22 protein-coding genes are annotated in these 18,326 nt (G+C 62.4%); 20 read left to right on the top strand and 2 right to left on the bottom strand.

The features are described from left to right. The first annotated feature begins 6 nt into the window (after positions 1-6). The 9 genes from lfgF to H7R73_RS24260 all read left to right on the top strand — a co-directional run bounded on the left by lfgF (position 7) and on the right by H7R73_RS24260 (position 7,046). A complete protein-coding gene (gene lfgF, locus H7R73_RS20500) occupies positions 7-741 on the top strand; it encodes a lateral flagellar basal-body rod protein LfgF (protein ID WP_041214015.1) in 735 nt (244 codons plus the stop codon). Positions 742-816: 75 nt separating this feature from the next. Further along, on the top strand, positions 817-1,602 hold the full coding sequence (gene lfgG, locus H7R73_RS20495) for a lateral flagellar basal-body rod protein LfgG (RefSeq protein WP_041211815.1): 786 nt from the start codon (positions 817-819) through the stop codon (positions 1,600-1,602). Continuing rightward, the gene (flgH, locus tag H7R73_RS20490) at positions 1,602-2,273 is read left to right on the top strand and encodes a flagellar basal body L-ring protein FlgH (protein ID WP_103259459.1); all 672 of its coding nucleotides are present in this window, start codon (positions 1,602-1,604) and stop codon (positions 2,271-2,273) included. Before lfgG ends, flgH begins: the two co-directional genes overlap by 1 nt. An 8-nt stretch (positions 2,274-2,281) precedes the next feature. After that, positions 2,282-3,388 (top strand): lateral flagellar basal body P-ring FlgIL, encoded by a 1,107-nt coding sequence (gene fgIL / locus H7R73_RS20485; protein WP_041214014.1) that lies wholly within the window; start codon positions 2,282-2,284, stop codon positions 3,386-3,388. Between the two features lie 8 nt (positions 3,389-3,396). Then, positions 3,397-3,795 (top strand): rod-binding protein, encoded by a 399-nt coding sequence (locus H7R73_RS20480; protein ID WP_041211812.1) that lies wholly within the window; start codon positions 3,397-3,399, stop codon positions 3,793-3,795. Beyond that, positions 3,795-5,114, top strand: a complete 1,320-nt coding sequence (lfgK, locus tag H7R73_RS20475; RefSeq protein ID WP_041211811.1) for a lateral flagellar hook-associated protein LfgK — start codon at positions 3,795-3,797, stop codon at positions 5,112-5,114. The genes H7R73_RS20480 and lfgK overlap by 1 nt, the downstream gene beginning before the upstream one ends. A gap of 10 nt (positions 5,115-5,124) precedes the next feature. Next, positions 5,125-6,024 (top strand): lateral flagellar hook-associated protein LfgL, encoded by a 900-nt coding sequence (lfgL, locus tag H7R73_RS20470; protein WP_041214013.1) that lies wholly within the window; start codon positions 5,125-5,127, stop codon positions 6,022-6,024. Positions 6,025-6,043: 19 nt separating this feature from the next. Then, complete coding sequence (locus tag H7R73_RS24265) at positions 6,044-6,544, top strand: hypothetical protein (protein ID WP_232092716.1); 501 nt, start codon at positions 6,044-6,046, stop codon at positions 6,542-6,544. Beyond that, positions 6,519-7,046 carry a hypothetical protein gene (locus tag H7R73_RS24260; protein ID WP_232092715.1) on the top strand — a complete coding sequence of 176 codons (528 nt, stop codon included), beginning with the start codon at positions 6,519-6,521 and terminating at the stop codon, positions 7,044-7,046. The genes H7R73_RS24265 and H7R73_RS24260 overlap by 26 nt, the downstream gene beginning before the upstream one ends. A gap of 60 nt (positions 7,047-7,106) precedes the next feature. On the opposite strand, the gene fliB is transcribed toward H7R73_RS24260, so the two are convergent. Beyond that, positions 7,107-8,270, bottom strand: a complete 1,164-nt coding sequence (gene fliB / locus H7R73_RS20460; RefSeq protein WP_182951398.1) for a flagellin lysine-N-methylase — start codon at positions 8,268-8,270, stop codon at positions 7,107-7,109. A 210-nt stretch (positions 8,271-8,480) separates the two neighbouring features. Here fliB and lafA (H7R73_RS20455) point away from each other — a divergent pair, with 210 nt between their 5' ends. The 11 genes from lafA (H7R73_RS20455) (at position 8,481) to H7R73_RS20405 (ending at position 17,231) form a co-directional block, all read left to right on the top strand. Beyond that, positions 8,481-9,347, top strand: a complete 867-nt coding sequence (gene lafA / locus H7R73_RS20455) for a lateral flagellin LafA (protein ID WP_182951397.1) — start codon at positions 8,481-8,483, stop codon at positions 9,345-9,347. Between the two features lie 179 nt (positions 9,348-9,526). Then, positions 9,527-10,387: a lateral flagellin LafA gene (lafA, locus tag H7R73_RS20450; RefSeq protein WP_045522176.1), complete on the top strand. Its 861-nt coding sequence runs from the start codon at positions 9,527-9,529 to the stop codon at positions 10,385-10,387. 113 nt (positions 10,388-10,500) lie between these two features. Then, the gene (lafB, locus tag H7R73_RS20445; protein ID WP_182951396.1) at positions 10,501-11,784 is read left to right on the top strand and encodes a lateral flagellar capping protein LafB; all 1,284 of its coding nucleotides are present in this window, start codon (positions 10,501-10,503) and stop codon (positions 11,782-11,784) included. Positions 11,785-11,823: 39 nt separating this feature from the next. Then, positions 11,824-12,216, top strand: coding sequence for a lateral flagellar export chaperone LafC (gene lafC, locus H7R73_RS20440; protein WP_041211804.1), 393 nt, complete (start codon positions 11,824-11,826; stop codon positions 12,214-12,216). A 120-nt stretch (positions 12,217-12,336) separates the two neighbouring features. Further along, positions 12,337-12,675 carry a hypothetical protein gene (locus H7R73_RS20435; protein WP_041214009.1) on the top strand — a complete coding sequence of 113 codons (339 nt, stop codon included), beginning with the start codon at positions 12,337-12,339 and terminating at the stop codon, positions 12,673-12,675. Continuing rightward, a complete protein-coding gene (locus tag H7R73_RS20430) occupies positions 12,666-13,772 on the top strand; it encodes a flagellar hook-length control protein FliK (RefSeq protein ID WP_269475232.1) in 1,107 nt (368 codons plus the stop codon). The genes H7R73_RS20435 and H7R73_RS20430 overlap by 10 nt, the downstream gene beginning before the upstream one ends. Continuing rightward, positions 13,757-14,215, top strand: a complete 459-nt coding sequence (gene lafF / locus H7R73_RS20425) for a lateral flagellar basal body-associated protein LafF (RefSeq protein ID WP_041211801.1) — start codon at positions 13,757-13,759, stop codon at positions 14,213-14,215. The genes H7R73_RS20430 and lafF overlap by 16 nt, the downstream gene beginning before the upstream one ends. 5 nt (positions 14,216-14,220) lie before the next feature. Further along, positions 14,221-14,931 (top strand): lateral flagellar system RNA polymerase sigma factor LafS, encoded by a 711-nt coding sequence (gene lafS / locus H7R73_RS20420; RefSeq protein ID WP_103259466.1) that lies wholly within the window; start codon positions 14,221-14,223, stop codon positions 14,929-14,931. Between the two features lie 50 nt (positions 14,932-14,981). Next, positions 14,982-15,839, top strand: coding sequence for a lateral flagellar motor stator protein LafT (gene lafT, locus H7R73_RS20415; RefSeq protein ID WP_043762755.1), 858 nt, complete (start codon positions 14,982-14,984; stop codon positions 15,837-15,839). After that, positions 15,839-16,786 (top strand): lateral flagellar motor protein LafU, encoded by a 948-nt coding sequence (lafU, locus tag H7R73_RS20410; protein ID WP_041211798.1) that lies wholly within the window; start codon positions 15,839-15,841, stop codon positions 16,784-16,786. The genes lafT and lafU overlap by 1 nt, the downstream gene beginning before the upstream one ends. Further along, the gene (locus tag H7R73_RS20405; RefSeq protein WP_103259467.1) at positions 16,773-17,231 is read left to right on the top strand and encodes a hypothetical protein; all 459 of its coding nucleotides are present in this window, start codon (positions 16,773-16,775) and stop codon (positions 17,229-17,231) included. Before lafU ends, H7R73_RS20405 begins: the two co-directional genes overlap by 14 nt. Here H7R73_RS20405 and H7R73_RS20400 read toward each other — a convergent pair. Continuing rightward, complete coding sequence (locus H7R73_RS20400) at positions 17,167-18,024, bottom strand: lytic transglycosylase domain-containing protein (protein ID WP_103261074.1); 858 nt, start codon at positions 18,022-18,024, stop codon at positions 17,167-17,169. The genes H7R73_RS20405 and H7R73_RS20400 overlap by 65 nt on opposite strands. Positions 18,025-18,326 lie beyond the last annotated feature (302 nt).

Here is an 18,326-nt window from a genome sequence, read left to right as displayed (position 1 = left end):
TGATCCGTGGAAAAGCTTATCTATACCGCCATGTCGGGGGCGCAACACACCCTCATGGCCCAGCAGATCCGGGCCAACAACCTGGCCAACGTGAATACCGCCGGTTTTCGTGCCGACTTCGAGCGGGCGTCCGCCTATGCCCTGACCGGCGATGGCTACCAGAGCCGGGTCATGGCCAGGGAAGAGCAGGCGGGAACCGACTTTCGGGCGGGCGCCCTGATGCAGACCGGCCGCAAGCTGGACGTGGCGATCCGCGGCGACGGTTTTCTCACCGTGCAGACCGCAGACGGCAAGGAGGCCTACACCCGCGCCGGCAACCTGGAGGTGGACGGGGAGGGGTTGCTGACCCTCAACGGCCGTCCCGTGCTCGGGGATGGCGGCGAGATGGTGCTGCCCGCCTATCGGGATCTGAGCTTTGGCAAGGATGGCTCCCTCAGCATCACCCCGCCGGGGGGCGGCGCCCGTCTGGACGTGGGCCGGCTCAAGCTGGTGAACCCGGATCCGGCCGAGCTGGTCAAGGGGGCTGACGGCCTGTTCCGCCAGCGCCAGGGCGGGGACGCGGAGATCAGCGAACAAGTGGTGCTGGCGTCCGGTTTCCTCGAGGGGGCCAACGTGAACGCGGTGGACGAGCTGATCGGCAGCATGTCCCTGACCCGCAATTTCGAGTTGCAGGTCAAGTTGATGAAGACGGCGGACGAGCAGGCCAGGCAGGGTGCCAGGCTGATCTCTGGCCAGGGCTGACGGTCGGCCATGGCGGCCGGGAATGAATACTGACGGGATGTACCCCGTTCGAACGAATCAGGTGGAGAAACGAAGATGCATGCAGCGCTGTGGGTGAGCAAGACGGGTCTGTCGGCACAGGATGCCAAGATGGCCAGCATTTCCAACAACCTGGCCAACGTCAACACGGTCGGTTTCAAGCGGGATCGGGTGGCGTTCGAGGATCTGTTCTATCAGGTTCAGCGCCAGCCCGGTGCCCAGCAGGATCAGCAGAACCTGTCCCCCATCGGCATCCAGATGGGTAACGGTGTGCGGGTGGTCGGTACCCAGAAGGTATTCACGCCAGGGCAGTTCCAGAACACCAACCAGGAGCTGGACATGGCGGTGGTGGGGGCCGGCTTCTTCAGCGTCGAGCGCCCGGATGGCGAGACGGCCTATACCCGCAACGGTCAATGGCACCGCAATGCGGAAGGGCTGCTGGTCAATGCCGACGGCCTGCCCATGCTGCCGCAGATCCAGATCCCGGACAACGCTACCAAGATCGCCATCGGCACCGACGGCACCGTGAGCGCCACCCTGCCGGGACAGCAGGAGAACGTGGAGCTGGGGCGCATCACCCTGACCAACTTCTCCAACCCGGCCGGTCTGGAAGCCCTGGGGGGCAACCTCTACCGGGCGACCGGTGCCTCCGGTGAAGCCATCGAAGGGGTCCCGGGTGAAGAGGCCATGGGGGCCATCAAGCAGTTCACCCTGGAAAGTTCCAACGTGAACGTGGTGGAAGAGATGGTGGACATGATCACCACCCAGCGCGCCTACGAGATGAATGCCAAGGTGGTCTCCTCCGCCGATCAGATGCTCAAGTTCGTGACCCAGGCGCTGTGATGATGAAGCCGGTGTGGTATTGCGTCGTGCTCGCCCTGCTGCTGGGGGGCTGCTCCACCTATGAGTTGCAGGCCCCCGAGCCCGGTGACGAGAAGTGGGCCCCTTCCCGCTCCGAGCTGACGAAAGCCGGGGTGGGGGAGGATGGCAGCCTCTACCGTAACGACTACATGATGACCCTGTTCCAGGATCGCCGTGCCTACCGGATCGGCGACATCCTGACCGTCATGCTGGAGGAGCGCACCCAGTCCAGCAAGAAGGCCAACACCAGCATGAACAAGAACAGCAATCTGAGCGTGCCTGTGCCTTCCATCGGCGGTGTTTCCCGACCGGACTGGAGTGCCTCTATCAAGGCGGATCGCGACTTCGACGGCGGGGCGACCTCCAGCCAGCAGAATACCCTGGCGGGGGCCATCACGGTCACCGTGGCCGAAGTGATGCCCAACGGGGTGCTGGGGATCCGGGGGGAGAAGTGGATCCGCCTCAACCAGGGGGATGAGTACATCCGTCTGGGGGGCATGGTGCGGGTCGAGGACATCGACCAGAGCAACCGCATCTCGTCCCAGCGCATCGCCGATGCCCGCATCACCTATGCCGGTCGCGGCGCCCTGGCCGACAGCAACCAGATGGGCTGGCTGTCGCGCTTCTTCAGTTCCGCCTTCTCCCCCTTGTGAGGATTTCGATGAACAGATGGTATATCGCCCTGCTCTGCCTGGCGCTGTCGGGCGTGGCCGGCGCCGCTGCCCCCGCCAAACGGGCCCTGCTGGACATTGCCGACGTGCAGGGGATGAGAGCCAACCAGCTGGTGGGCTATGGCCTGGTGGTCGGCCTCTCCGGTACCGGGGATCGCAGCCAGGTCAAATTCACCGGCCAGTCCATGACCAACATGCTCAAGCAGTTCGGGGTACAGCTGCCTGATGACATCGATCCCAAGCTCAAGAACGTGGCTGCCGTCTCCGTGCAGGCGACGCTGCCCGCCCTCGCTGGCAAGGGTCAGCAGATGGACGTGACCGTGACCTCCATCGGCGATGCCAAGAGCCTGAGAGGCGGCTCGCTGCTGCTCACTCCCCTGCGCGGGATCGACGGTGAAGTCTATGCGGTCGCCCAGGGCAACCTGGTGGTGGCCGGGGTCAAGGCGGAGGGGCAATCCGGCTCCTCCGTGACCATCAACGTGCCGACGGCCGGCATCATCCCGAACGGCGCCATCATCGAGCGGGAGGTGGCCAGCAACTTCTCGGACAAGCCGGAAGTGACGCTCAACCTGCACCAGCCCAACTTCAAGACAGCCCGCAACGTGGAACGGGAGATCAACCGCCAGCTCGGCCCCGTGGCCAAGGCGGTCAGCGCCGGTCGCATCCAGATTGCGGCTCCCCGCGATGAGAGCCAGCGCATCTCCTTCATGGCCCTGTTGCAGGACATCCAGGTGGACATGGGCAAGGAGCGGCCGCGAGTCGTTTTCAACAGCCGTACCGGCACCGTGGTCATGGGGCAGGGGGTCAAGGTGCACAAGGCGGCGGTCAGCCATGGCAGCCTGACGGTGACCATAGGTGAGAGCCAGACGGTGAGCCAGCCCAACGCCTTCTCCAACGGGCGGACCACCACGACGCCCAACTCCCAGATCCAGGTTGACCGGGAGCGCAACAACATGTTTGTCTGGCCGGATGGCACCTCCCTGGAGGTGATCGTCAAGGCGGTGAATTCCCTGGGGGCGACCCCGGATGATGTCATGGCCATCCTGCAAGCCCTCGACGAGGCGGGAGCCCTCGAAGGCGAGCTGGTGGTCATCTAAGGATCTCTATGACCAGAATTACCTCGGAGCCTGGTTTCTATCAGGATCTCAATGAACTGCAGCAGATAAAGAGCAACCCGGATCAGCGCGCGGCCCTGGAGGCGGCGGCCGGCCAGTTCGAGGTGAGCTTCCTGCAGACGGTGCTCAAGCACATGCGTTCGGCGTCCGACGCCATGCAGGATGAAGAGGACAGGCTTATCAAGGGGGAGTCCCTCTACCGCGACATGTACGACAGCCAGCTTGCGATGAGCCTGGTCAAGCGCGGCGGCATGGGGCTCAAGGAGCAGATGGTCAATCAACTGGCCCCCACATTAAAGAATGCCGAGCCGGTGGTCGCTTCAGATTCCCAGACCCTGGCTGCCTTCAGTCAGCCTCTGAATTCGGCAAAAATGAGGAAAGTTGACTGATGTCGCTGCTCAGTATCGGTTTTAGCGGACTCAATGCATCGCAGATCGCATTGAACATCTCTGCCCAGAATATCGCCAACGTCAATACCATCGGGTACAGCCGCCAGGAGGCCATGATGGGCAGCCTGTCGGGCTTTGGCCGGATGGACAACGGCATGGGGGTCGAGGTGACCGGGGTTCGCAGGATCACCGATGACTATCTGGTCTCCCAGCACTGGCGCAGCCGCTCCGCGACCGGCTCCTCCTATGCGTTTCACCAGTACATCAATACGACGGAGCAGTTGCTCGGCAGCGAGTCGATGAACATCACCAAGGGGCTGGACAGTTTCTTCGCGTCCCTGAGCGCCGCCCTCGACAGCCCGGAAACACCGGCGCAGCGCAGCCAGATCGTCAGCTCGGCCGGTGCCCTGGCCAACCGCTTCGGCCAGTTGAACGAGAGCCTGCTGACCCAGGAGAAGCAGATCGACGATCAGCTGGGCAGCACCATCACCCAGGTGAACAGCTATCTCAAGCAGGTGGCGGAGCTCAACACCCAGATCGGCGAGCAGGCTTCCAAGGGGGTCAACACCTCGGCGCTGGAAGACAGCCGCGAGCAGATAGTGCGCGAGCTGTCGACCTTCATGGAGGTGCGGGTCAATCGTCAGAGCGACGGCTCCTTCTCCCTGAGCCTGCCCCAGGGCCAGCCCCTGGTGCTGGCCGGCAGCAGCAGCACCCTCTCTCTGGCCGGTGACACCCTGAGCCTGAGCTTCGGGCCGCAATCCTTCGAGGTCCCCAGGCTTCAGGGCGGCACCCTGGCGGGCGTGCTGGAATATCGCACCACAGTGCTGCGCCCCCTGCGCGACGAGCTGAACCAGATCGCGAAGAAGCTGGCGGATGACTTCAACGCCAAGCAGGCGGGTGGCGTCGATCTGAACGGCGATCCCGGCAAACCCCTGTTCAGCTACGACCCCCTCAATCCCTCAGGCACCCTCAAGGTGGCCGACGGCTTTACCGGGGATCACCTCGCCTTCGCCAAGGCGGGGGGCGGCAACGGCGACAACCGCAACCTGCAGGAGCTGCTGACCATCAAGGATGATCAGTACGATGCCTACAGCGCCCTGCTTGGCAAGATGGCGGTGCAGAGCGGTCAGGCCAAGGCGACCATGGAGGCCGATGCCAACATGGAGAAACAGCTCGCCACCAAGCTCAGCAGCGTGAGCGGCGTCAACCTCGATGAGGAAGGGGTCAAGGTGATGGCCTACACCAAGGCGTATCAGGCCAATGCCAAGGTGATCAGCACCTCGGATCAACTCTTCAATTCCATTCTCAACATGTTCTGACGGAGTCCGCATGCGCATCAGCACCAACCAGATCCAGCTCAGCATGCTCGACAACCTGCAGCGGGGCTTTGGCGACTACGCCCGGCTGGATCGCCAGATCTCCTCCAACAAGCGGATCCTGCAACCTTCGGACGATCCCGTAGGCAGCGTGCAACTGCTCGGTCTGAAGAAAGAGCAGGTGGCCATGGCCCAGTATCAGAAGAACATCGCCAATGCCAAGAGCCAGCTATCCCAGGGGGAGCTGCAGTTCGAGACCATGACCAACATGCTGAGCCGGTTGCGGGAGCTGACCCAGACGGCGGCCAACGGTTCCCTCTCCGAGGACGATCGCCGGGCGGTGTCCAGCGAGGCGGCCATCATCAAGGAGGGACTGCTGGATCTCGCCAATGCCCGCAACGAGAACGGTTCAAGCCTGTTCAGCGGCAGCCAGGTGGACAAGACCCCCATCGTCCAGGGGCCGGGTGGCGGCTATCTCTATCAGGGGGATGCCCTGGTGCGGGAGGTGGAGATTGCCCGGGGGGTGACGGTGTCCCTCAACCAGACCGCAGACAGCCTGTTTATCCAGAACGGGGATTTCTTCAAGCAGCTGGACGACATGGTAGCGGCCTTCGATGCCGGCGCACCGGATGCGGCGGATCAGGCCAGAGCCATGCTGGATCGCAGCAAGACCCTGCAGGATGACATCAGCCAGATGGTGAGCACCATAGGGGCACGCATCAATCTGCTGGATCAGGTGGACGAGGGTCATGCCGAGAAGAGCACCTATAGCAAGGAAGTGAGCAATCAGATAGAGTCCCTCGACTACGCGGGGGCCGTGACCCAGCAGGCGCATGTGCTGATGGCTCTGCAGGTGCAACAGCAGGCCTTCGCCAAGGTGAATGGCCTGAGCCTGTTCAACTACATGCCCTAAATCTGTCTAAGGAGCCAGGATGCAGATTCAACAAACCCGTCCGGGGAGCGTGGCCGAGACGCCGGCCCAACCCAGGTTGCAAGGTCGTTCGACTGCCCAGGCTACTTCTCCCCAGACTCCTCGCAATGAACGCCAGCCCAATGTCATCCGGCTGGATCGCTGGGCCCTGATCGGCACGGCGCAGCAGCGTATCGCCCATGCCCAGGGGGGCGAACAGGCCCTGAGCCAGGTGTGGGGCGAGCTGAAGCGCCTGGAGCAGCAGCTTGGCCAGCAGAAGGCGGCGAGCGGGGATCTGGTCTCCCGTCTCAAGGTACTGGAAGAGAAGCTGACCCAGCCGCAGGCGCCACTGACGAGCGAGCTCAGGCCACGCTTGCTGGCGTCGGCCACGGACAGCAAGGTGCACTACAGCGCGGAGCGGCTCGATCTGCTGAGCCCAAGGGCGAGTGCCGAGCGTCTCGTCTTATCCTTCCCTCAGACCAGCAGCGCCGTCGAGGGTGCTGCTGCCCGCCGATGCCAGTGAAGCGGAGGCGGCCGCCCGTCTGGATCGCGCGCTGCGCAAGGAGCATATCCAGGCGCGCCTGAACGAGCTGGGCAAGCTGGAGCTGAGCGTGCCGGATCAGCACAGGCGCAAGCTGGATGAACCCGTGCTGCTGAGCGGTGAGGGCATCCGCATTCCCGCCGGCAACCCGGTACCCGTGCAGTTCAAGCCAAAGGCGGGGCAGTTGACCCAGCTCGGCGAGGGGCTCGACAAAGGGGAGATCAAACAGGAGCAGCAACGGTTGAAGCGACTGCTCGGGGAGATAGAGCAGTCGGTGCGCGAGCTCAAGCAGTTTCGCCAGCGGATGGTGAAGCAGCTCGATCGGGTGAAGTCACGCAGCCAGAACCTGCAGCAGGAGGAGCTGGTCCAGTTGCAGGGCAAGCTCAGCCTCCAGCTCAAGGAAGGGGGCTTCATGGGGACCATGTCCGGCCTGCTTGCCCAGGCCAACGTCTCGCGCCAGAACGTGGTGGCGCTGCTCACCTAGGGTGCCAGGTCCCGTTCACGACAGAAAACCGCCATGCAGCTCGCTGGCGGTTTTCTGTTTTCAGGGCTTGAGCAGGGCGTACAGGGAGATGTCCGACGCGAAGCCGGAGTCATTGAGCCCCTGTTCTATGGTCTTGATAAAACTCGCATTGTGCTGGCGTATGGTGTGGTAGCTGTAGAAGAGGTTGACCACGTCCTGCTCGTCCAGCTCCTTGTCCATGGCCAGCAGGCAGAGGTAGTTGCGCAGCAGGAAGTAGTCGACCACCAGCAGTTGATATGCCTGGCACTTGTCGCCCTGCTGCAGCGGGAAGTTGTGGTGATAGACGTAGTAGAGCAGGTAGTTGTCCAGGATCTGGGGATGGCCGGCCAGGAAGGGGGCGACCCTGTCGTGCCAGACCTGCTGCAGGCGTGCAAGCTTGTCCTCGTCGTAGGTTCCCTCCAGTACCCCGTTGATCTTGTCGAGGCAGACCTGCATGGTCTGCCGCCCCCGTCTCCCCTGGGAGTAGGCCAGCAACTGGTGGGTCATGGTTCTGAGGCCCCACCACAGCAGTCTGGGCAGGGCGGGCAGCTGCTCGAACATGGTGTTGAGCTCCCCGCGTTCGGCCAGTACCGCCACCTGATCGAGGAAGGCCTCGTGGGAGAGTTGCGCAGGATCCCGGTGGATCAGCATGCCGACCAGCCATAGCCGAATCGCCACGGGGATATCCGTGGCGGCCAGCACGTGAATGCTCAGGCTGTGCAACGTCGCCATGGCGTTGGAGGGGGGCGGAGCGAAGGGCAGGGGCTGGGTGAGCTCGGTGACCTCGGTCTGCATCGCCAGGGGGTCAAGCAACAACTGGCGGCACACCTGGGGGCAGGAGAGCATCAGGGACCTCTTGAGCTGGTTGCCGATGCGGGTCTGGGCTCTGGGGTAGGTCTTGCAGGTGTGACTCAGGGCATCCGGACCCGCCTTGCTGTGGATCTGGCACAGGCGGTTTTCATCGAGGAAGGGGCAGGCGCCCTGTTCGTCGAGCTTTATCTCCCCCCATCGCTCGTTGCTCTGCTTCACCTTGATGATGTGCAGCTTGCTCAGGGACTTGACCGTGGGGTCGGGGTGGCGTTCATAGCTGCGGAAGGTCTGCTTGTCGATGCTGATGGTCCAGCTGTGGCAGCAGTTGTCCTCGCAGCGATCGCCGATGCACTGGAAATGTTGAACGAAATGCGGTGTGTAGAGCGAAGCAGCCATGTCGCCATCCGGTAGTGAGAGAGGACGTTTTAAAAGCAATAAGCATGCCGGATGGGGGAGGCGGCGAGCACCCGGGATACCGGAATGCCCGGGAGGGGGCCAGAGGAAAAATATGCGGAGGGAAGATTACATTTCTGCGCGAAAGGGGTCGTCTCTATCTGATGTCAACCTAACGGGCTGCTGTGCAGCGTTTAACTCGAGGAATACATCATGGGCTTGTCCATCCATACCAACTTCGCCTCCCTGACCACCCAGAACCAGCTGAACTCCACCAACAAGATGCTGGGCACCGCCATGCAGCGTCTGGGTACCGGTCTTCGCATCAACTCCGCCGCCGACGACGCGGCCGGTCTGCAGATGGCTACCCGCCTGCAAGCCCAGTCCAACGGCCAGAAGGTCGGCATGCGCAACGCCCAGGATGCCATCTCCATGATGCAGACCGCTGAAGGCGCCCTGGACGAGATGACCAACATCGTTCAGCGCATGAAGGATCTGGCTACCCAGGGTGCCAACGGCACTACCAGCACCGAAGACTACACCGCCCTGAACGCCGAGTTCGGCGAGCTGTCGAAAGAGCTGGCCAACATCACCGACAACACCACCTTCGGTGGCCAGTCCCTGCTGAAGAAAGCCGCTGGCAACTTCGAGAAGGGTGCGGTCAAGTTCCAGATCGGTGGCTCCGCCGCCGAGACCCTGAGCGTGGACATCTCCACCGACCTGAAGAAAGTGGCCGGTTCCACCGCTGGCTCCGGCCTGGATGGTACCGCAGTCAAGGGTGGCGGTATCGGTGATCAGACCAAAGCCAATGCCGCCATCACCGAGATGGAGACCTTCCTGAAAGACATCGGCAGCGCCCGTTCCTCCTTCGGTGCCAACATCAACCGTCTGGAGCACACCGTCAACAACCTCTCCAACATGAAAGAGAACACCGACATGGCGAACGGTCGCATCATGGATGCCGACTTCGCTCAGGAGAGCACCAACATGACCAAGAACCAGATGCTGATGCAGGCTGGCATGTCCGTGCTGTCCAACTCCAACCAGATGACCGGCATGGTGACTTCCCTGCTGCGTTGATGTTGGTGGCACCCATCCCCCTGGTGGGTGCCTTTTTCCCGTTTCCCCTCCCAGCTCCTCCTGCGCCCTCTTTTTTCATCATATTTTTCACCCGCAGCTCAAGTCTTGCCTCGCACCTGTCGCTTCTCTCCTTCGTACGGTTATCCGCTGCGGTAGCAGCCTTCTTCGAGGAATAGATCATGGGTTTGTCCATTCATACCAACTTCGCTTCTCTGACCACTCAGAACCAGCTGAACAACACCAACAAGATGCTGGGCACCGCCATGCAGCGCCTGGGTACCGGTCTTCGCATCAACTCCGCCGCCGATGACGCCGCCGGTCTGCAGATGGCCACCCGTCTGCAAGCCCAGTCCAACGGCCAGAAGGTCGGCATGCGCAACGCCCAGGACGCCGTCTCCATGATGCAGACCGCCGAAGGTGCCATGGACGAGATGACCAACATCGTTCAGCGCATGAAAGACCTGGCCACCCAGGGCGCCAACGGCACCGCGAGCGCGGAAGACCGTCTGGCCATGGGCACCGAAATGAAGGAGCTGTCTGCCGAGCTGAAGAACATCAGCGACAACACCAAGTTTGGTGGTCAGGCCCTGATCAGCGATGCGGGCAAGTTCGGCGCCGCAGCAGTGACCTTCCAAATCGGTGGTTCCGCCGCCGAGAAGCTGGATGTGGATGCCAGCGGCAATGTTCAGGCCGTCAACGCAGCCATTGATGCCGCGGAAACCGATTTTGCCACCGCCGATGCCACCGCTCTGGCCTCCACTGCCTTCAATGCGCAGATCACCAAGATGGAAGACGCCCTGGATGCCATCGGTACCGCCCGTTCCCAGTTCGGTGCCAACATCAACCGTCTGGAGCATACCGTCAACAACCTCTCCAACATGAAAGAGAACACCGACATGGCGAACGGCCGCATCATGGATGCCGACTTCGCCCAGGAGAGCACCAACATGACCAAGAACCAGATGCTGATGCAGGCTGGCATGTCCGTGCTGTCCAACTCCAACCAGATGACCGGCATGGTGACTTCCCTGCTGCGTTGATGGTTTGCCGGGCCGCCCCGAGAGGGGCGGCTCTTGTTTGAGAACCGCTTGCCGGTTGGAAAGGGCCGAGCCGGTCTTTTCCAACAGGCATGCCACCGAATAAGGGGATAAAGATGCAAATAGATCCGGCCAGCACGGCGATGCAACTGGTGGCCGTCGAGCGCCAGAACATGGACAAGCTGCTGAAGAAGCAGCTGGACAGCGTCAAGGCGCAGCAGAGCGCCATCAGCAGCCTCACCACCAAGCTGTCGAGTTTCCAGACCCTGCTCAAGGATCTGAACAAGGCGAGCAGCCTGCAGGCTCAGAAGGCCACCCTGTCCCAGGAAGGACTCATGACGGTGACGAGCAACGGCAAGGCCAGCTCGGGTCAGTACAGCTTCTTCGTGGAGCTGCTTGCCCAGTCCCATCAGGTCGGCTTGCAGCTTGACAATGACACGGCACCGCTGCCGGCAGACGGCGTCTTCTCCCTGACCGTCAAGGGCAAGACCCTGGACATCGACCTGGCCTCCCTCCCGGCTGGCGCCACCGTCAAGGATCTGGTCTCCCAGATCAACAATGCCAAGGACAACCCGGGGGTGAAGGCGACCCTGGTACGTACCGACGGCAAGGTCAGCATGGTACTGACCAGCAAGGAGAGCGGCGTGGAGAACGCCATCACCCTGGGGTACAGCGGGGATGGCGCCAATGCCATCGGGGTGGCGATGGCCGGCAAGACGGACATCACCCAGGCGCAGGACGCCAAGCTGCGCATGGGGGGGGACAACCCTCTCACCATCACCTCTGCCAGCAACAAGATAGAGAACGTGGTGGATGGCCTGACGTTCCAGCTGACCAAGGCGCAAAAGGCGGATGACGCTCCGCTGCTGGTCACGGTGGATCAGGACAAGGAGGCGGTTACCGGCTCCCTCAAGAAGTTTGTCGACAGTTACAACGAGCTGGTGGACGAGCTGGCCAAGATGACCTCCAGCGATCCCAAGGCACCGGGAGCTCTCTCCTCCGACAGCGGGGTTCGCAGCCTCAAGAGCGTGATTGCCCGCAGCGTGCGGGAGCTGCCCGATGATCTGACTCTGGGGAGCCTGGGGATCAAGACCGACAAGGCGGGCAAGCTCTCCTTCAACGAGACCGACTTCAACAAGGCGCTGGAGAAGGATCCCGAGCTGCTCGGCAAGGCACTCATGGGCGACGACGGTCTGCTCAAGCGGATGAGCAATGCCCTGGACCCCTATACCAAGCGGGACGGTGCACTCAAGGGACGCAAGACAGGTCTTGAAGCGAACGAGAAGCGGGTGAACGAGCGGATGGAGGCGCTGGATCGGCGCATGGATTCCGCGTATAAGCGCTACCTCAATCAGTTCACCACCATGAACCAGATGTTGCAGACCATGGGCGGCTTGTGAGACGGCTAGCCCGTAACACTTTGAATAAGCGAGTTTTTCATGTTTGAACCCCAAGAAGGCTATGACGCCTACCAGTTCGCCGCCACCCAGGCCAAGGCAGCGAGCGCCGATCCGCACCAGTTGGTGCTGATGTTGATGGATGGCCTGCTCGACGAAATAGCCAGGGCCGAGGGCCACATTCTGGCCAGGCAGTACGAGCGCAAGGGGCAGTCCATCAACAAGTGTCTGCAGATCCTGGGAGGGCTCGACAGTGCCCTCGACATGGACAAGGGCGGGGAGCTGGCCAGCAACCTGCACCGTCTCTACGACTACTGCGGCCAGCGGCTGTTCGAGATCAGTGTGGCCAACGATGTCGCGGGCTTTGCAGAGGTGCGTCGCATCCTGCTGGAGCTGAAAGAGGGTTGGGAAGCGATGGCCCGCCATCCCCGTTGATGCGGAAATCCACCTTCCTCATGGGGCAAAGGTCGGAACTAACGTATTGAAATATAATGTTTATATATTTGGCCTGCTCCTTGCTTGCCCGCAAGGTCGTCCTATTTTGAGGCCATCATCATGTCCATGACAGGAGCCGTGCCCCCCGGTGCGGAACGCGAGACCCGTCAGCGCCAGCTCCTGGGGCTCGGGCGTCTTATCTTGCAGCAGGCCCGCGCCGGACAGTGGGATGCGGTGCGTCTGGCGGATCAGCGTCTGGCCCAGCTGGTGGCGCATCTGAACAGCCAGCCTGCATTGTGGCAATCCCTGATGCCGGCCCGGGATCAGGTGCGCCACTGGCATCGGGAAGCCTTCGCGCTCTGTGAGCAGGAAACGGCGCTGCGCAAGCAGGAGTGGGACAGCCTCTCCCGCAAGCGGGAAGGATTGCAGGCCTACGACGAGGCGCAGACATGGGCATGATCCCTCTCCCCGTGGCAGAGACACTGCCCGCTTCCCCATCCGGTGGTTTTACCCGCCTCTCCCGCCAGCCTGACGGGCAGGGGGAAGAGTACCAGCCTCTGGATCTTCCGCAGGAGGCGATGCTTCCTCCGTCCACCGCCCCTTCCGCCCCCGTCGACGAGACGGAGCAGGAGGAGAGCGTCGAAGTGGCTGCGGATGTTGCCGAGCAACTCGCCGCCTTCAACCAGATGCCACCACCTTTTGTCCGACAGGAGGAGGGACGCCTTCCTCCTGCCCGTTTGTCATCGAATGGCGGCCTTGCCCCCGTCGGGGAGGTGCAACCCGCCTCCTCGCCTGTGCTGCGCGCCCTCAGCGGGTTCGAGCGAATGGAAGGGGAGCGGATGCCGGCGCCGCCGGTTTCCGTTGGCAAGGAGAGCCTCCCTCAACCCGTTGGGGAGCTGGCCATGCGAATGCTCCAGCCCACTGCCCGGGGCGAGCAGCCTGCGACCCGGAGTGCGGCAGCGGTGGTGCCTCTTCCCGGGGAGCCCGCCCCGGAGCGGGAGGCCAGCGTCACCGAATTCAAGGCAATGGCGGGGTTGTCGCCCGCGCTCTCTGCCGCCAGGCCTGCGGAATACCAGTGGGCACCGGCGCGTCTTGCCGCAAGCGAGGCCCAGTGGGGCCAGCAACTGGTCGATGTGCTCAAAGACAGGGTCGAGCTGCAGGTGAACCATAGCATCAAGCAGGCCCATATCCGCCTCGATCCCCCCGAGTTGGGTCGCCTCGAACTGACCGTGAGGGTGGAAGGGGATCGGCTCAACGTGCAGCTCAACGTGACCAACCCGGCGGTGCGTGAAGCCCTGATCCAGTCGATGGAGCGGCTTCGCATGAGTTTGGCTCCCCATCATGCTGGTGGTGTCGAGGTGAACGTGGGCCAGGGGGGGAGAGCAGGAGCGGGGGGGATCGCTGGCAGCAGGAGAAGATCCTGGCAGGTCGACGACAGTGGCAGGAAGAACAGGACGCATCGGGCAGTGCTGGCCAGGATTGGCTCAACACCCTGGTGTGACATTTCAAGATCTGGCAATAGCGAGAGTGATTTCAAATTATGCGGCGTGTCATGAAGTGGTTGATGGTGATAATGATGGCGCTGTGCCTGCTGGCGGCGCTGGCCTATGGCGCTTATCTCAAGCGGGATACGGTTGCCGTCTGGCTGGGCCTGGCAGAGGCCAAGCCCGAGCTGAGCAAGACGCCGCTGTTCAAACCGATGGAGCGTTTCGTCATCAGCCTGGAGGGAGACAGAGAGCCCCACTATCTGGTGCTGGAGCTGGCGCTGGTCACCCACAATCCCCAGCAACTGGAGACGCTCAACGAGCTGACCCCCCTGATCCGCAATGCCATGGTGCAATATTTCAGCCATCGCTCCCATGAGGCGGTGAAGCAGGAACTGCAGAACATCTCGGCCCTTCAGACCTCTCTGCTCGGCAAACTGGTGGGAACCCTGGAGGGGTATGGCTACAAGCCCTATCTGGATGAAGTGCTGGTCACCAAGGTCCTGGTGCAGTAGCGAACATGATGGACGCTGGTTGGGATACTCCCTGCGAACTGACCGCCTCCGCTCCCCGCACCGGTGAGCAGGCGATCCTGAGCCGTTATCTGCCTCTGGTGAAGCGGGCAGCCACTCACTTGCGCAGTCAGGTGAGCGCCAGCTTCGATCAGGAGGACATGGAGCAGGTCGGCATGATGGGGCTGCTGGAAGCCTGGCGTCGCTATGGGGGTGAACCGGATGCCCAGTTCGAGAGCTATGCCTTCAAGCGGGTGCGGGGAGCCATGCTGGATGAGCTGCGGCGCCTTGACTGGCGACCCCGTCAGCTGCGCCAGCAGGTGCACGGTCACAACCAGGTACAGCGGGAGCTGTTCAACCGTCTGGGGCGCAACCCGACCGAGCAGGAGCTGGCACAGGCGCTGTCCTGCTCCGTCGAGGAGGTGCGCCAGCTCGCTTATGCGAGCCAGGCCGAGGCGTTGCAGAGTCTGGAGGAGTGGCTGGAGAACGGAGGCAGGGCGCCCGCATCCGAGTCTGACGATCAGGATCTGGCCATGACCCTTGCCAAGGTGCTCGGCACCCTGGACAAGCGTGAACAGCTGCTGCTTTCCCTCTATTACCAGCAGGAATTGAACATGAAGGAGATTGCACTGGTGCTCGGGCTGACCGAGTCGCGGGTGTGTCAGCTCCACAAGCAGTGCGTCCTTCAGCTCAAGCAGCGATTGGTCGACTCCATATAGTTATGCCTCTCCCCGCGGGGGGAGTCTTGTTGATTTCTGCGGGAGCATCCATGCAAAAACAGATTGGTCTTGGTGTCATTTTCGTGTGTGTGATCGGCGGCTTCATGATGGCCGGGGGGCGCCCCATCGCCCTGTGGCAGCCTGCCGAACTCATCATCATCATAGGGGCGGCGGTCGGCTCCATGTTCCTTGGCAACTCCAAGGAGGTGATGCATGAAATGTGGCGCCAGATGAAGCTTTGCTTCAAGTCCAACAAGGACGAGAAGGAGATCTATCGCGAACTGCTGACCCTGATGCACCAACTGCTGGAAGAGACCCGCAACAAGGGGATGAAGGCGCTGGACGAGCACGTGGAGAATCCGCAGCAGAGCTCCGTCTTCCTCATGTATCCCCAGGTATCGGAAGATCCGCAACTGCTGGGCTTCATCATCGACAACCTGCGTCTGCTGGGCATGGGCAAGATCACGCCTCATGAGCTCGACACCATACTGGAGCAGGAGATCATGGCCATCGAGGAGGACATGCTCAAGCCCTCCCATGCGCTGCACAAGACAGGGGAGGCCTGCCCCGGCTTCGGGATCCTGGCGGCGGTGATGGGGATCATCATCACCATGCAGCAGCTCGACGGCCCCCTCAGCAACATCGGCGTGCACGTGGCGGCCGCCCTGGTGGGCACCTTCATCGGCATCTTCCTCTGTTATTGCCTGCTGGAGCCCATCAGCAATGCCATGGAGGAGATGGTCAAGCGCCGCATCGGCATGCTGATGTGCATCAAGTCGATCCTGATCGCCCAGCTGCGGGGCAAGACGCCGCTGCTCTCCGTCGATTCCGGCCGCAAGATGCTGGAGCCTGACGTGAAACCCAGCTTCCTCGAACTGGAAGACTGGGTGACCAACAGGGCCATGTGATGCGCAACCACGAGCAGATCGTCATCAAGCGCCAGCAGCGGCGCAGCAGCGCTCCCAAGGGGGGCGGCGCATGGAAGGTGGCCTTCGCCGACTTCACCCTGGCCATGATGGCCTTCTTCATGGTGCTCTGGATCCTGGCCGTCTCCAGCCAGGAGGAGCGGGATGTGGTGGCCAGTCGTCTGCGCGACTACAGCATCATGGACAGCGAGGCAAACCCGTTCGACATCAGCAACAGCCCCTATCCGGTGGATCTTGGCGGCAACCCCTCGGTCCTTGAGGAGTTGAGTCCCCAGTTCGTGGAGGAGGGGCAGCGCATGCCCAGACACATGGAGCGGGATCGCAGCATCTTTACCGATGGCGCCAAGGGAGGCTATGAGAGCCTGCTGGTGGGCAAGATTGAGGGAGAGAAGCAGATGGCGCAGTTGGCCGGTTTCATCGGATCCATGGCGGATCAGATGCAGGCCAGAAACAACCTGGAGCTGCAACTGGTGCCCCAGGGTCTGCGGATCCTGATCCGCGACGATGACGAGCGCGAGATGTACAGCCGGGGCAGTGCGCGGATCAGCCCCTATTTCCGCCACCTGCTGATGGCACTGGCCCCTGTCTTCCAGCGAGTGGAGAACCGGGTCATGATCTCCGGTCACACCGACAGCACCCCCTTTGCCGGTGACAACTACAGCAACTGGGAGCTCTCCTCCGATCGCGCCATGATGGCGAGGCGTGTCCTGCTTGCCGGTGGCATGCCCCCCGAGCGGGTGGGTCAGGTGGTCGCCATGTCGGATACCATGCTGGACAACACCGCCGATCCCAAAGGCAGCGAGAACCGCCGCATCGAGCTGCTGGTGATGACGACCCAGGCGGAAAAGAGCCTGGAGCAGCTGTTCAGTGCCCAAACCCAAGCCGCCACCCGGACAGCCAAGGACGCCGTTGCCCATGGAAACCCCTGACGCCGATCTCCCCCCCGTGACACCGTTCAAGGATCCCAGGCGCAAACTGCCGCGCTGGTATCTCCATGACGGGACCACGCCTCTGGAATCTCAGAGTTGCGGCATCGCGGCCCGGCTCATGGTCTCCGGCCTGCTGTTCGACAAGTGCATCGGACGTGCGGTGATCAAGGATATCGGACCGGGCGGGGTCGGTTTCCTCGCCCCCGCCCGTTTTACCTTGCCCGATAACGTCAGCCTGTCGTTGTCACCGCGGATCGTGCTGGCCTGTCATATCACCCATCGCAGGGCCATAGGCCAGTACCTCAGCTTCTACGGCGCGCGATGGGTCGATCCTGACTCGGTGGATCTCGCGCCTGTTCTGAGCCACTGGCGCCACTGTTTCATGGCGCCAGCAGAGGGCGAGCCTGCTCCAATCCCAGTGGATCCGACAACCGCTCAAGAGTGAGGCCTCCCCGCCCCATGTCCAGTCCCCGTGCAGGCAGCAACAGCAGGGGATCGTGCAGGCTTTCCAGGGACACGGCCCGCACCAGCTGCGGGCGTGTCTCTTGATGGCGCGGGGCAGGAGGGGCCTTGCCCCCGCCATAAACGATGGGGCAGTCACTCACCTCCCGGGGATCGGGCAATCGCCAGGCGGGATTCCACCGACTTGCCTCGTTCATGGCAACCCCCCGCTCCATGGCCCACTCCAGCAATGAGCAGCCCCCCGGCTGCCGCCATACCCGGATATTTTCTCCCGCCTGCCAGGGCGGCAGGACAAACCCGTGCTGCGCCGCTCTGTCCAGCAATTGGGAGAGCGCGAGGAAGCGCGCCACATAGAGGCGCGTTTCGGTAGGCAACTGCAACTCCCACACATTGCGTGTCCCGCCGTTGAGCACCGCCTTCAGTACTCTTCCCTCTCCCGCGTTGTAGGCCGCCAGTGCCAGCAACCAGTCCTGCCCGAAGAATTGATGCAGCCACCCGAGGTAGGAGAGCGCCGCCTCCGTCGCCAATGGCAGGGAGTAGCGGCCATCGAAGCCGTTCGTCATGGGGACGGAGAAGCGGGCTGCGGTATCCGGCATCAACTGCCAGGGCCCGGCGGCGCCCGCCGAGGAGATCACGTCAAGCCGGTAGCTGCTCTCGATCAGGGGCAGCAGTGCCAGCATGGGTGGGAGTTTTCGCGTCTGAACCTGCTCCGTGACCCAGCGGATCATGGGCTGGGACTCGGCGAGCCTCGTTTGCAGGTGGCTGCGCTGGCGCAGCAGAAAGCGGGTCTGCTCGTTGACCAGCTCGGCACCCGGGCCGACAACGGGGGTAGGAAAACCCGCCTGCCAGTGATAATGATCATAGGAGTAACAAACGGCACTGCTTAGTAGCGAGAGCCCGGGGAGAAGACGCAGGGATATTTTGGCAACAGCGGACAGAGCCTGGCGGGAAAATGATAAAAACACGATGTATCTCAACAGTTTTTGACAATATCTGTCGACTGTTCATGTGGTATCCAGGACGTGATAAGCATGATAACACGAGTAAAAAAGACCCCAAAGGCGGGCAGGGCGATTCA

Source organism: Aeromonas sp. WP2-W18-CRE-05 (genome assembly GCF_014168615.1).
In the GTDB taxonomy this organism is placed as follows: Bacteria; Pseudomonadota; Gammaproteobacteria; order Enterobacterales; family Aeromonadaceae; genus Aeromonas; species Aeromonas caviae.
The sequence above is the reverse complement of the archived record's forward strand: the minus strand, read 5'-3'. Positions and strand labels throughout refer to the sequence as shown.

Bases quoted from the DNA above. Each gene is read 5' to 3' on its own strand.
- lafB (WP_182951396.1), top strand. From the start codon at position 10,501: ATGCAAATAGATCCGGCCAGCACGGCGATGCAACTGGTGGCCGTCGAG.
- H7R73_RS20405 (WP_103259467.1), top strand. From the start codon at position 16,773: ATGGAAACCCCTGACGCCGATCTCCCCCCCGTGACACCGTTCAAGGAT.
- H7R73_RS20430 (WP_269475232.1), top strand. From the start codon at position 12,666: ATGGGCATGATCCCTCTCCCCGTGGCAGAGACACTGCCCGCTTCCCCA.
- lafT (WP_043762755.1), top strand. From the start codon at position 14,982: ATGCAAAAACAGATTGGTCTTGGTGTCATTTTCGTGTGTGTGATCGGC.
- flgH (WP_103259459.1), top strand. From the start codon at position 1,602: ATGATGAAGCCGGTGTGGTATTGCGTCGTGCTCGCCCTGCTGCTGGGG.
- fliB (WP_182951398.1), bottom strand. From the start codon at position 8,270: ATGGCTGCTTCGCTCTACACACCGCATTTCGTTCAACATTTCCAGTGC.
- H7R73_RS20435 (WP_041214009.1), top strand. From the start codon at position 12,337: ATGTCCATGACAGGAGCCGTGCCCCCCGGTGCGGAACGCGAGACCCGT.
- lafU (WP_041211798.1), top strand. From the start codon at position 15,839: ATGCGCAACCACGAGCAGATCGTCATCAAGCGCCAGCAGCGGCGCAGC.
- lafF (WP_041211801.1), top strand. From the start codon at position 13,757: ATGCGGCGTGTCATGAAGTGGTTGATGGTGATAATGATGGCGCTGTGC.
- lfgG (WP_041211815.1), top strand. From the start codon at position 817: ATGCATGCAGCGCTGTGGGTGAGCAAGACGGGTCTGTCGGCACAGGAT.
- lafA (WP_182951397.1), top strand. From the start codon at position 8,481: ATGGGCTTGTCCATCCATACCAACTTCGCCTCCCTGACCACCCAGAAC.
- H7R73_RS20480 (WP_041211812.1), top strand. From the start codon at position 3,397: ATGACCAGAATTACCTCGGAGCCTGGTTTCTATCAGGATCTCAATGAA.
- lafA (WP_045522176.1), top strand. From the start codon at position 9,527: ATGGGTTTGTCCATTCATACCAACTTCGCTTCTCTGACCACTCAGAAC.
- fgIL (WP_041214014.1), top strand. From the start codon at position 2,282: ATGAACAGATGGTATATCGCCCTGCTCTGCCTGGCGCTGTCGGGCGTG.
- lfgK (WP_041211811.1), top strand. From the start codon at position 3,795: ATGTCGCTGCTCAGTATCGGTTTTAGCGGACTCAATGCATCGCAGATC.
- lafC (WP_041211804.1), top strand. From the start codon at position 11,824: ATGTTTGAACCCCAAGAAGGCTATGACGCCTACCAGTTCGCCGCCACC.
- H7R73_RS24265 (WP_232092716.1), top strand. From the start codon at position 6,044: ATGCAGATTCAACAAACCCGTCCGGGGAGCGTGGCCGAGACGCCGGCC.
- lfgL (WP_041214013.1), top strand. From the start codon at position 5,125: ATGCGCATCAGCACCAACCAGATCCAGCTCAGCATGCTCGACAACCTG.
- lafS (WP_103259466.1), top strand. From the start codon at position 14,221: ATGATGGACGCTGGTTGGGATACTCCCTGCGAACTGACCGCCTCCGCT.